The organism is Arthrobacter sp. TmtSoilC48 (assembly GCF_059739425.1).
The window spans coordinates 2,945,374-2,957,366 of the sequence record NZ_AP046049.1 but is presented as its reverse complement, the minus strand read 5'-3'; the positions used below and the strand labels follow the sequence as shown (position 1 = coordinate 2,957,366).

Genomic DNA, 11,993 nt, shown 5'->3' with positions numbered 1-11,993 from the left:
CACTTGAGACTTTCGGCAAGGAGAAATCATGCCCAGCGACAACGAAGCACAGGTTCTGTCCCAGTGGAGCCAGGAACTGGCAAGGGCGCTGCACATCCTGGACCTTGAGGTTGACCAGGAACTTGTCCTCGATCTGGCCAGGAAATCTGCAGACTCCGTGATCCATGCAGCAGCGCCGGTGACGGCTTTCATGGTCGGTTACGCTGCCGGGCTTGAAGCCGGGAAAGGAAGCCGGGGATCGGACGTTTTACCTGCCGTGGCAACTAGCAAGGCGGCAGACATCGCCTTCAGGCTCTGTTCTGACCGGGCGGAAGGAAGGGGCTGGGAGCCCACAAATCAGTCGTAAGGCCGAGAACCCCTGACGGTAAGACTTGGCACAGGGGAGTACCGGACGACTCAGCCCGCGAAGCCGGTAGCCGGTAGCCGGTAGCCGACTCTAGAACAGCGGCCAGGGGACCGCCGGCATTCCACTGACCGGGGCCGGAAATCGTCCCGTCAGCCGGAGCCGAGCGCAGCGCGCGATGAGCGATGCGATTTCTTCGGAAGTGAGCAGGTCCGCCAGATTCCGGCCCAGCTCGCGCTTTAGTCCTTCGGTGACGCGATCGATCCCGTCGAGTTCCTCCGCTGTCAGGGCCTCTCCCAGCCATCCCCATAGCACGGTACGCAGTTTAGGTTCGCTGTGAAAGGTGAGTCCGTGGTCCACACCGTGCCGGTGTCCGTCCGTCATGGCAAGTATGTGGTTTCCTTTGCGGTCAGCGTTGTTGACCACGACGTCGAACACCGCCATACGTCTCAGCGCCGGCGAGTCTTCGTGGACGAGGGCCACCATCCGACCATTTTCATCTTGTCCCTCGAGAACGTGTTTCCAACCTGACTCTGGCAGGTGGTCCGCTGCAATCAGGTCCACCGCGCTTTGGGCGGGGTGTTGCTCCTGCCAGAGCTGCACCATCCCTTCGCCCAGAGGACCGTCACGCAGCCAGGTGTGCGGCACGACGTTCCAGCCGAGGACCTGCGAGACCAGGTACGCGGCCACCTCCCGGTGGGCGAGGGTGCCGTCGGGAAAGTCCCATAGGGGGCTCTCGCCCGCTATTGGCTTATAGACGACCGGCACGTCGCCGATGCTGCCGAGGAATGTGGCGTTTGAGGCCGCCGTGATGCGCCCTGAAAGCGTCAGCTCGGCGGTCATCAGGTCCAGCGCCGGCATTAGACCTCGGGCAAGGTGCAGTCGTGCCCGTCCGCATCCATGGGGTACCCGCAGCGGGGGCATATCGGCCGACCGGCGTCCACAATCTCACGTGTGCGCTTGGCGAATGCGCGGGCGGTCCCAACCGGCATTCGCACCAGCATCATTTCGGTTTCGTTAGAGCCGTCCTCAACAAGCGGTTCGTCCTCGTCGTCAGCATCAACGTCGATGAGGGGGTATGCCTCGACGACGATCTGGGCTGTGGTTGGGTCCCAATCCAAGGTCATGGCGCCGGTGCGGAACTGCTCCACAGGAGGTTCGATCGGGTCATTGTCGACGAGTTCAATGGGTGTACCCGTAGGGACGCTGAAGGGGTTGCCGTCGACGGTGAGGAGTTGATCGAGCAGTTCGTCGATCTTCTCCGCGAGCAGGGCCGACTGCTGCTTCTCAAGGGCAATACTCACGATCTGCGCCCCGGTCCGCACTTGCAGGTAGAACGTGCGCGCTCCGGGAAGGCCAATGGTGCCAATGACAACCCGATCAGGCCAGGCAAACTCGTGAACGCGTGTAGGCATGCCAGTAGTTTAGGCACATGACCTTCACGTCGTCTTCTGTCCTGCGCCGCCGCCCACCGGTGCATCGCCCGAGCGGATGCCGTTCGACAGCCACGACAGGTCACCAGCTTCGGTATTGGTCGCATGGACGCTGGGGCGACTCGCGCTGTAATGCACGATTGATACGGAACCGGGGCTGACGTTAATACGCTGGAACAGGTCAAGGTGCATGCCCAGCGCGTCCGCAAGGATTGACTTGATGACGTCACCGTGACTCACGGCCACCCACACGGCCCCTGGCCCGTTCCGGGCTTCGAAGGCAGCATCGTGGCGTCGAACTGCTGCCACGGACCTGGCCTGCATCGCGGCCATGGATTCACCGCCGGGAAAGACGACGGCGGACGGTTGCGACTGCACCATAGGCCACAAATCCTCGGTGGCCAGGTCATCGAGCTTGCGGCCCTGCCACTGACCGTAATCGCACTCGGTGAGATCGGGATCCACTACTGCCTGCGGCGAGCCGGCCTGGCGATCGATGATGAGCCGGGCGGTCTGCCGGCAACGCTCAAGAGGGCTCGATACCACCCCGGCGACGGGCACAGCAGCGAGCCGGTCACCGGCCAGGGCTGCTTGATCGCAGCCCAGTTGGTCCAGGCTGATGCCGTCGGCCCTACCCGCCAACAGTCCACTGGCGTTGGCTGTGGTGCGGCCATGCCGCACGAGAATTAGTGTTGCCATCCACCCAGCCTAGCCACCCTCCGCTGGTGGTGTGGACCATGCCGGGTCGCATCATTCCTGGCTCGGTAAGGAAGAGAATCCTGCGATGAACAAACAGGCTTCGGATAGGCCGAAGAGGCCTTCCCGAGCGGGACACACAGCGGTACAAAAGAGTTGAGGAGGGCATATTCGCCCTCCAACCATGGTCGACAAGGAGGTCGTGGTGTCCAATCAAAATGGTGCGGGTCCGGATCAGGGCCCCTTCCCCGCAGTTCCGCCGGGCGGACAGCCAACCCGCGAGACGCCAACCCGAGGACCGGCGAGGCCCCTACCCTACGTGGTGGCAGGCGTACTGTTGGTCACCGCGATCGTGCTCCCACTCATGCCGCAGCTGTACTCTTTCGACGCGCCACGCCTGGGCGGTATGCCCTTCTTCTACTGGTACCAGCTGCTCTGGGTGCCCATCTCCGCAGGGCTCAGCGGGATAGCCTACTGGCTGGTCAGTACGGAGGATCGACGACGGCGGACAGCGGCCCGCGCCGGGAACCGAAACGGAGGGGACAGGCCATGAACGGACGCGAGATCAACTGGATCGCCCTCATCATCGTCATCGTGCTGTTCGTCATTGTTGCTGTTATGGGCTTCCTTGCCGCTCGGTGGCGCAAGTCGGACGAGGGGCTCCACAGCCTCGATGAATGGGGGCTGGGCGGCCGCGGCTTCGGAACGTGGATCACTTGGTTCCTGCTGGGCGGCGACCTCTACACGGCCTACACCTTCGTGGCCGTGCCTGCAGCGATGTGGGCCACGGGCGCGGTGACCGGCTTCTTCGCCGTGCCGTATACGATCGTCCTCTACCCGATCATCTTCATCATCATGAGCCGGCTGTGGTCCGTGTCCCACAGGCACGGCTACGTCACTTCCGCGGATTTCGTTGGTGGCCGGTACGGGAGCCGGTGGCTGTCGCTCGCCGTCGCCATCACCGGCATTGTGGCGACGATGCCTTACATCGCCCTCCAGCTTGTGGGCATCAAGGCAGTCCTCACGGTTCTCGGCCTCGGCAGCTCCGAGAACGTGCTGCTAACGGACCTGCCGCTCATCCTCGCATTCGTCGTGCTCGCCGCCTACACCTACACCTCAGGTTTGCGGGCGCCGGCCATGATCGCCGTCGTCAAGGACCTGCTCATCTACCTCTCCGTCATCGTGGCGGTCATCTACCTTCCGATCAAGTTCGGCGGTTGGGACACGATTTTCGGTGCGGCGGAAACCAAGCTGGGCACAGTGAACCAGGCAACGGGCAAGCCGGCCGGGGTGTTCATCCCAGGCGGCGCCAACTACTCCGCATATTGGACCCTGGCGCTCGGCTCAGCCCTGGCCCTCTTCATGTACCCGCACTCCGTGACTGGCGTCCTCGCGTCAAAAGGCCGCAACACGATCCGACGCAACGCAGCCATCCTGCCGCTTTACTCGCTCATGCTCGGGTTCCTCGCCCTGCTGGGTTACGTGGCCATCAAAGCCGGTACCAAGCCGACTGACCTCGATGGATCGGTCAATCCCCAACTCGTGGTCCCGCAGTTGTTCCTGGACCACTTCCCGGCGTGGTTCGCCGGAGTTGCCCTCGCGGCCATTGCCATCGGTGCCCTGGTGCCGGCGGCCATCATGTCCATTGCCGCGGCGAACCTGTTCACGCGCAACGTCTACCGGGACTTCATCCGGCCCGACGTCGACCCCAAGACAGAGGCGAGCGTCTCCAAGATCGTCTCGCTGGTGGTCAAGGTTGGCGCGCTCATCTTCGTCGTCGCCATGGACCAGACCACGGCGATCAACTTGCAGCTGCTGGGCGGCATCTGGATCCTCCAGACGTTCCCGGCCGTTGTAGCCGGTCTATACACGCGATGGTTTGACCGCTGGGCGCTGCTTGCCGGATGGGCGGTAGGCATAGCCTTCGGTACCGTCTCGGCCTACAACGTCGTCAACCCGGTGACCCACGCGCATTTTGGTGGATCCGTCGCCCCCATCCCGGGAACCGACTTCACCGTGTATATCGCCGTTACGGCCTTCGCCCTCAACCTGATCGTCGCCGCTGTCCTCACCTTGGTGCTGCGCGCGCTGAAGGTGCCGGCAGGGGCGGACAAGACCCGGCCATCGGATTATGGCGCCGATGAAACCGATCCGAAGATTGCCGAGATCGAGCGGACGCATCGCTTCGTGGAGCCGGGAGACGCGCCGCCGGTGCCGTGAGGCTGAGCAAAGCGCCTGCCTGGGCCGCAGCCCGGGATGGCCCGAGGTGCGGTGGCATGGTGACCACCGCAACTCCGGGAAGGTTCAGCGCTTGACGGCGTCCAGCTTGAGCATCTTGGCGATGACGCCGTCCAGCTCGGAGTCGTCGAAGATCTTCTTCCAGTCGTCCTTGATGATGGTGTCCTTGCCGTATTGGATGGCGATTTCGCAGGCTTCGGAGAAGGGGTTGGAGCCGCGCAGGGCGTTGGTGAGTGCGATCTGGACGTGGCCGAACAGCATGGCCTTGGCGGCTTCCTCGGGAACCCCGGCTGTGTGGACGGTCTCGTGCAGTGCTTCGTTGAGCAGGGTGCCGATCATGCAGGCCACGGTTTCCACCAGGGTGGGTTCCAGGATGGCGAGCTGCTTGACGGTGACCCAGTGAACGTCAATCACGGGTGCGTAAATGGTGCGGATGACCGCTTCGGCTACGTCGCGGGTGGTGCTGGGGGCGTCGTCGTCGATGGCTGCTACGACATTCTGCGGGGCCCCCTGGCCGCCGAAGGTATCGGCCCATTCTTCCTTGGTGGTGCGCTCCAGGAACACTGACGGGTGGCACGGGTGGGCAACAGCCTGGACAACGTCGTCGCGCTTGGCCAGCAGTCCTGCGTACGCGGCGGCCGGGTCAAGGGTCAGAAGGATCGCGCCGGCCTTCATCTGCGGGACGACGCCCTCGGAGACAATGCCAAGGACGGTGTCCGGGACGGCGAGGATGACGACGTCGGCGGACTTGACGGCGTCGTCAGTTGCCGTGATCTCGCGGCCTTCGGCGCGGACGCGTTCCTGGCCGGCCGGGGAGTTCTCGCTGTAAAAGACGGTGTGGCTGGACTTCTGGAGGTTGCGGGAAACGCGCATCCCCATTTTGCCACCGGCTCCGATAACCGCGACGGTCAATTGTTCTGCTGACATTTCACTTGCTCCTTAGGAAATCGAGGCTTTGTTGGGTCCACTGGTTTTCGAGGCGGATGGTTTCCGCTTCGGTGTCCTGCCATGGCAGCCAGTGTTCGACGATCTGGTTGATGTTTCTTTCTTTGGGCTGGATCTTTTCGACCATGTAGTCGTAGTCGAGAAGGCCCTCGCCCAGGGGTGCGCCCGAGTACGTGAACCCGACCCATCCCTGTTTGCGGCTGAACGCAAAGTCTTTGATGTGCATATTCAGGACGTAAGGCCCGACGGCGTCAATCACCTGCCGCGGCATCTCCAGCGCCGCCACGGTATTGGCGGGGTCGCTGCAAATGCCGAGATACGGGCTGTTGACGCGGCGGACGACGTCCAGGATCCGTTCAGTGGGGACCTGTTCATAGGTCTCGACGGCGATCTTCACCCCGGCTGCCTCAAACTCGGGCAGCACCTCGGTAAAGATCGCCACGGCTTCCTCGTTGTCCGGGGTATGGCCGGGAACGTTGAACATGGTCCGCAAAAGGTCCGAGCCCAGCACCTGGGCGATATGCAGGAACCTTCGCAGGTGTTCCGCGCGGATGCCCTTCGTCCCCACTTCCAGGGTGATTCCCAGTTCGTCTGCCGTGTGGCGGACGGCGGCGAGGTCGGCGTCGTCCATGTCCTCCAGCGGCGCGTAATCGCAGATCTGGAAGAGATCCACATCCAGGTCCGCGGCCTTCCGCAGGGCGTCGTGAATGCTCAGCGGTTCACTGACCTGGTCCGAGAGCTGCCAGAAGAACGCGTAGCTGCTGAGTCCAATCCTGCTCATGCCGCCACCGCCTTATCCGCGGCGAGCCGCGCCGCTGTCTCGTCCAGGATGGTCTTCAGCGCTTGCGGATCGTGCGCGAAGCGGCCCAGGAACAAGCCCGCGACGGCGGTGTCAAGTTCCGTGATCAGGCCCGGTCCGGCGCTGCCGCCGTAGATGACCCGGCTGTTTTCCTGGCCCGGCAGCAAGCGGAGGTGCTCGTCCAGGCCACGAACCACGGCGCTGATGTAGTCCGGTGTTGCAGGTTCCGGTGCTCCGATGGCCCACTGCGGTTCGTAGGCCACGATGGTCCTGTTTGTGGGTCCAAGGGTTGCGGCACGGTTGAGCGCGGCGTCGATCTCTGCCATGCAGTGGGCAACGGCTTCCTCGGGGGAGCCGGCGTTCAGTTCGCCCACGCAGAGCACGGGCGTGAGGCCATTGCGGTAGGCAGCTGCAGTCTTCAGGCCGATCACGCGATCGTCCTCGCCGAAGATCCTGCGGCGTTCCGCGTGTCCAACCTCGACGTACCTGCCACCGAGCTCCGCAACCGTCTTGCCGCCGACCTCCCCGGTGTACGCGCCTTCGTCTTCCCAGAAGATGTCCTGCGCTCCCGTTCCAACGTTGGCTTGCCCCAGGATCCGGGCCGCTTCGGGCAGGACCGGCAGGGTGGGCAGCACGAATACTTCGATGTCGCCGCTCACCACGGCCGGGTGCTTGAAAGCGATGGTGGCGACATCGCGGCAGTAGTCCACGGAGCGCTGGTAGCCGAAGTACATCTTCAGGCTCACGCCGATGACCGCCATGGATTTCACCCCGGAGTTGTTAGCAGGAAGTGACACCCTCGTAGTCCTTAATCAGTGTGACCTTCTCGGCCGAGGCAGAGGTTTCGTCGAAGGTGTACGTGAGCCATTCCTTGGCGAGGCGGCGGGCGAGTTCCAGCCCAACCACGCGCTGTCCGAAGGTGAGGACCTGTGCGTTGTTCGAAAGGACGGAGCGTTCCACGGAGAAGGAATCGTGGGCGGTGACGGCGCGGATGCCGGGAACCTTGTTCGCTGCGATCGCGACGCCGAGGCCGGTGCCGCAGACCAGGAGCGCGCGGTCGGCCTTGCCGGCGGCGATCAGTTCAGCCGCTGCGATGGCCACGGACGGGTACGGAGTGTGGCTTGACGCGTCGACGCCGACGTCGGTCACGGATTCCACCAAACCGTTGGCTTCCAAGTCGGCTTTGAGGGCCTCTTTGTACTCGAATCCGGCGTCGTCCGATCCTATGACCAGGCGCAGTTTGGTGCTCATGCTGTTTCCTTTACTGAGATCTTCCCGGCGGTGTTCCCGGCGAGGGTGTTGTGGATGGCCCGGACGATCAAAGCCATGGAGACGGCTCCGGCGTCGGGCGTTCCAAGGCTCTTTTCCGCGTGCGGGCGGGCGCGGCCCATGAGGGGCAGCAGGTTTGCGGTCGCCTCGGCCGACTGCTCGGCGATGGTGGCGGCGATGCCCCACGCCTCGGTGAGGGACTGGCCGTGGTGGACACCCTCGCTGAGTGAGTCGCGGAACGGGACCAGGACGTCAACCATGGTTTTGTCGCCCACCTTGGCCTTGCCGAAGTTCATGATCGCGGCTGCGGCGTCGGCCACACCGGTGGCGACAGCACCGGCGTCGGGCGCGTTGACATCACCCAAGGCGTCACCAACCGCCCGCAAGGCCATGCCCCAGAGGGCGCCGGAGGTGCCACCGGCTTTGTCTGCCCAGGCATCGGCGGCCAGGTTCAGGACGGTTCCGGCGCCGGCACCGCGTTCGACGGCGTCTGCCGCGGCTTCCACGGCGGCCCGGACTCCGCGTTCCATGCCGATGCCGTGGTCGCCGTCGCCGGCGATCGCATCGATCCTTCCCAGTTCGTCCACGCTTGAGTCAATGACTGCCTTCGCGGCACCAAGTGCCGCAAGGACACGGACTGCTGCATCACGGGAGACCACGGAGGCAACTGGGATGGAACGCTCCGTCACGTCGTTGCCGGCGGCGAGTTGTGCGGCGTCGAGCGGTGTTGCTGTGACCGCACCACGGCGGAAAGCCGGGGCATCGGCGGGCGCGAGCCACAACGCCTCCAGCTCCGCGTCCAGCCAGAACAACGTCAGGGAGGTGCCGGCCATGTCGAAGCTGGTGACGAGCTCGCCCACGTGTGGGTCCACTGCCTCGATTCCTGCTTCGGCGAGCAGCTGGGCCACGCGGCGGTAGACCACGAACAGTTCCTCGTACTTGACGCTGCCCAAGCCATTGAGGATCGGGACCACGCGTGCTCCGCGGACGGTGAGGCCGTCCGGGACTTCCGCCAGGAGGTCCTTGACCAGCAGTTCGGCGAGTTGGTCCGCGGTCGGGACGTCAGTTTCGGCAATACCGGGTTCGCCATGGATGCCCATTCCCACGGCCATACGCCCTTCGGGAACTGTGAAGAGCGGGTGGTCCGCGCCCGGCAACGTGCAGCCGGTGAACGCGACACCGAAGGAACGGGTGCGGTCGTTGGCCCGTTCGGCAATCTCCACCACGGCATCCATGGAGTAGCCCACTTCGGCGGCCGCTGCCGCCACTTTGAAGACCGTGAGGTCGCCGGCGATGCCCCGGCGCTTGTGCCGTTCGGCCAAGGGCGCGCTGGAAATGTCATCGGTGACGGCGATGCTCCTGCAGTCGATGCCCTCGGCGCGGAGCTTGTCCTGGGCCTGGGTGAAGTGCAGGACATCGCCGGCGTAGTTGCCGTAGCCGAGCAGGATGCCGCCGCCGTTGTCCGCGGCTTTGGCTACGTTGTAGACCTGCTGGGCGGAAGGGGACGCGAAGAGGTTGCCCATCGCTGCACCGTGGGCCATGCCCTGGCCGACCAAGCCAGCGAAAGCCGGGTAGTGACCGGAGCCGCCCCCGATCACCAAGGACACAGAGCCCGGGATACTGCGGGTGCTTCTGGCGACGCCACCGGCGACACGCCGGACCCAGCGGCCGTGCGATGCGACGAAGCCTTCGATCATTTCGTCAGCGAAAGCTGAGGGCTCGTTGAAGAGGCGGGTCATGGGGTATCTCCTGGGCTGTACTAAAGGTGTGAGGTGTGGTGGTTGTGCCCTCCCTGCTGGAAGGGCACAACCTGCTGCTTGGCGTGGTTACGGCTCCGCGTGGTGGCCGGCACCTGCGGGGTCCAGTGCCTCGGCGGGGATGCCGTCGCTGGACTTACGCTGGCGGCTGAGGGTGACCATGAGGATCGAGGAGAGCAACATGAAGCCTCCGACGACGAACATGGGTACCGTGTAGCCGCCGGTCAGGTCCTTGAGCCAGCCCGTGATGTATCCGGCGCTGAAACCTGCCAGGTTGCCCACCGTGTTGATCAGTGCGATGCCTGCGGCGGCCGCTGCACCTGTAAGGAACTGGGTGGGAACCGTCCAGAAGTTGGGCAGTGCCGCGAAGATGGACATGGCCGTGATGGTGATGACGGCAATCGTTGCCGCGGGGGATCCGGCGAACAGCGCCAGTGGGATGCTGACACCGCCAATGAGGGCCGGAAGGGCGATGTGCCAGGTCTTTACGCCGCGCTTTGTGGCGTCCTTGGACCAGAAGTACAGGGCGAACGCTGCCGGCAGGTACGGGATCGCTGTGATCAGGCCCTTCTGGAAGACATCGAATTTGGTGCCGTAGAGGCCTTCGAAGCCGGCGATGATGGTCGGCAGGAAGAAGCCCAGGGCGTACAGGCCGTAGATGAATCCGAAGTAGATCAGGGAGAGCATCCAGACGCGGCCATTGCCGAATACGGTGCGGACGCTGACGTGCTTGTTGCTTGCGGCGGTCTGGGCCTTTTCCTTTTCAAGGGCGCCGGTCAGCCAGGTCTTTTCCTCGGATGTCAGCCACTTGGCCTTGGCGGGGGAGTCCGCCAGGTAGAACCAGGCGATGATGCCGATGACGATTGCCGGGATGGCGACACCGAAGAACATGAAGCGCCAGCCCTCGAGACCGAAGAACACGCCGTGCTGCTGGATCAAAGCTCCGGCAAGCGGGGCGCCGATCACAGTGGTGAGTGGCTGTGCCAAGTAGAAGAGGGCAAGGATCTTGCTGCGGTGCTTGGACGGAACCCAGAGGCTCAGGAAGAGGATGGCGCCGGGAAAGAAGCCGGCTTCGGCAACACCCAGGATGAAACGCAGGATGTACAGCTGCTCAACGTTGCCTACCCAGGTGAAAAGCAGGGACACGATGCCCCAGCTGACCATGATGCGTGCCAGCCAGCGGCGGGCGCCGAATTTGTGGAGGGCCAGGTTGCTGGGGACTTCGAGAAGGATGTAGCCGATGAAGAAGACTCCGGATGCGAAGCCGAACTGGGCCGCAGAGAGTGCCAAATCGTTGTTCATACCGTTGGGGCCGGCAAAGGAGATGGCCGTGCGGTCAAGGTAGTTGATGAAGAACATCAGGGCGACGAACGGCACCAGCCGGATTGCCACCTTCTTGATTGCGGATTTTTCGACCACCGATTGTGTGGTGTCCACATTGACTCCTAGATGTTGGTATCCCTGCGGATCCTGCACTGGATGCGCCGGGCTGACTCATGTCATGCCGGTGGGGATCCGGCGTTGGCGAAGCTTGTGAGTTAAACCATAGGGCGCTCGAGGCAAATTGGTCAACCGGTTGACCTCAAGTATTTGTTCCGGATCCCCAAACGCTCAATTGGTCATCCGGTTGTTACGCTGAGAGCATGTCAGCGAACACCGCCGCAGCAGCGGCACACATGACGGCAGCGCTTGCCCCCATGGAGCAGGGCTCCGTTGTGTCCGAAGTTGCAGAAAGGCTGCTCGCCTACTTCACGAGTGGTGACATCGCACCGGGAACCCGCCTTCCGGCGGAGCGGAATCTGGCGGCTTCCTTGGGGGTTGGGCGTTCAGCGATCCGCGAGGCCCTCGCCGCGTTGGAGATCCTCGGTATCGTCATCGTGCGCCCAGGTTCGGGAACGTACCTGCGCGACGGCGTCTCCGAACTTTTGCCCCGGACGCTGAGTTGGGGACTGATGTTGGGTGAGCCGCGTACCCGCGAACTGGTTGAGTTGCGCAGCGGCCTGGAAGTTCAAGCTGTTGAGCTTGCCGCGCTTAGGGTTACTGACGAGGCGCTTGAGCGCATGCAGACCGACCTGGACGTCATGGCCAAGAACCTCGATGACCTCGCAGCATTCGTTGAAGCAGATGCGGCCTTCCACCGCGAAATTGCGGCCGCCTCCGGCAACATGGTCCTGGAGGAGCTCCTCCAGAGCATTCGCTCGCTGCTGCGGATCTGGGTGGACCGTGCCCTGACCGACGAAGGTCACGCCGAAGCCGCGCTCCGCGAACACACTGCGATCTTCGAGGCATTGCGTTCCAGGGACGCGTCAGCAGTATCCGAGACGATGCGTTCCCACATGGCTACGGCATCACGGCGCCTTCTCGCCGGATTCGACGCCGCGCAGTAAGGCACCGCGCGATTCGCGCCAAACGCCGCGGGCTTTTGATTCCGGCAATGGTCTTACGCAGTGGCTTCCGAGACCGGGTGGGTGACCTTTCGTTACTTCCCGGTCATGTTGCGCTCATCACATCTA

Annotated in this window: 13 protein-coding genes; 4 read left to right on the top strand and 9 right to left on the bottom strand. The window is 63.7% G+C overall.

The genetic code is table 11. From position 1 onward, the window contains the following. Positions 1-28: 28 nt before the first annotated feature. Complete coding sequence (locus AC6I97_RS13870) at positions 29-346, top strand: DUF6457 domain-containing protein (RefSeq protein ID WP_224090058.1); 318 nt, start codon at positions 29-31, stop codon at positions 344-346. A gap of 90 nt (positions 347-436) precedes the next feature. Here the strand turns inward: AC6I97_RS13870 and AC6I97_RS13865 are convergent, their stop codons facing one another. The 3 genes from AC6I97_RS13865 to AC6I97_RS13855 are packed head-to-tail and all read right to left on the bottom strand — an operon-like array spanning position 437 to position 2,475. After that, the gene (locus AC6I97_RS13865; protein ID WP_224090059.1) at positions 437-1,204 is read right to left on the bottom strand and encodes an SCO1664 family protein; all 768 of its coding nucleotides are present in this window, start codon (positions 1,202-1,204) and stop codon (positions 437-439) included. Next, positions 1,204-1,758 carry a DUF3090 domain-containing protein gene (locus AC6I97_RS13860; protein ID WP_224090060.1) on the bottom strand — a complete coding sequence of 185 codons (555 nt, stop codon included), beginning with the start codon at positions 1,756-1,758 and terminating at the stop codon, positions 1,204-1,206. Before AC6I97_RS13860 ends, AC6I97_RS13865 begins: the two co-directional genes overlap by 1 nt. A 24-nt stretch (positions 1,759-1,782) precedes the next feature. Then, positions 1,783-2,475 carry a histidine phosphatase family protein gene (locus AC6I97_RS13855; RefSeq protein ID WP_224090061.1) on the bottom strand — a complete coding sequence of 231 codons (693 nt, stop codon included), beginning with the start codon at positions 2,473-2,475 and terminating at the stop codon, positions 1,783-1,785. Positions 2,476-2,677: 202 nt separating this feature from the next. On the opposite strand from AC6I97_RS13855, the gene AC6I97_RS13850 reads away from it, so the two are divergent. Continuing rightward, entirely contained in the window at positions 2,678-3,025 is a 348-nt protein-coding gene (locus AC6I97_RS13850) for a DUF3311 domain-containing protein (RefSeq protein WP_224090062.1), read from the top strand. Next, the gene (gene mctP, locus AC6I97_RS13845) at positions 3,022-4,692 is read left to right on the top strand and encodes a monocarboxylate uptake permease MctP (RefSeq protein ID WP_497945176.1); all 1,671 of its coding nucleotides are present in this window, start codon (positions 3,022-3,024) and stop codon (positions 4,690-4,692) included. Before AC6I97_RS13850 ends, mctP begins: the two co-directional genes overlap by 4 nt. An 84-nt stretch (positions 4,693-4,776) precedes the next feature. On the opposite strand, the gene AC6I97_RS13840 is transcribed toward mctP, so the two are convergent. The 6 genes from AC6I97_RS13840 to AC6I97_RS13815 form a co-directional block, all read right to left on the bottom strand. Then, positions 4,777-5,637, bottom strand: coding sequence for a phosphogluconate dehydrogenase C-terminal domain-containing protein (locus AC6I97_RS13840; RefSeq protein WP_309926398.1), 861 nt, complete (start codon positions 5,635-5,637; stop codon positions 4,777-4,779). Position 5,638: 1 nt separating this feature from the next. Beyond that, complete coding sequence (locus AC6I97_RS13835) at positions 5,639-6,436, bottom strand: sugar phosphate isomerase/epimerase family protein (RefSeq protein WP_224164273.1); 798 nt, start codon at positions 6,434-6,436, stop codon at positions 5,639-5,641. Continuing rightward, the gene (locus tag AC6I97_RS13830; protein ID WP_497945175.1) at positions 6,433-7,251 is read right to left on the bottom strand and encodes a triose-phosphate isomerase family protein; all 819 of its coding nucleotides are present in this window, start codon (positions 7,249-7,251) and stop codon (positions 6,433-6,435) included. Before AC6I97_RS13830 ends, AC6I97_RS13835 begins: the two co-directional genes overlap by 4 nt. Continuing rightward, the gene (locus tag AC6I97_RS13825) at positions 7,235-7,705 is read right to left on the bottom strand and encodes a ribose-5-phosphate isomerase (RefSeq protein ID WP_224090067.1); all 471 of its coding nucleotides are present in this window, start codon (positions 7,703-7,705) and stop codon (positions 7,235-7,237) included. Before AC6I97_RS13825 ends, AC6I97_RS13830 begins: the two co-directional genes overlap by 17 nt. Further along, positions 7,702-9,462: a dihydroxyacetone kinase family protein gene (locus AC6I97_RS13820; RefSeq protein ID WP_497945174.1), complete on the bottom strand. Its 1,761-nt coding sequence runs from the start codon at positions 9,460-9,462 to the stop codon at positions 7,702-7,704. Before AC6I97_RS13820 ends, AC6I97_RS13825 begins: the two co-directional genes overlap by 4 nt. An 87-nt stretch (positions 9,463-9,549) precedes the next feature. Next, positions 9,550-10,917 carry an MFS transporter gene (locus tag AC6I97_RS13815; RefSeq protein WP_497945173.1) on the bottom strand — a complete coding sequence of 456 codons (1,368 nt, stop codon included), beginning with the start codon at positions 10,915-10,917 and terminating at the stop codon, positions 9,550-9,552. A 206-nt stretch (positions 10,918-11,123) separates the two neighbouring features. Between AC6I97_RS13815 and AC6I97_RS13810 the strand changes: the two genes are divergently transcribed. Continuing rightward, positions 11,124-11,867 (top strand): FadR/GntR family transcriptional regulator, encoded by a 744-nt coding sequence (locus AC6I97_RS13810; RefSeq protein WP_224164277.1) that lies wholly within the window; start codon positions 11,124-11,126, stop codon positions 11,865-11,867. Positions 11,868-11,993: the final 126 nt, after the last annotated feature.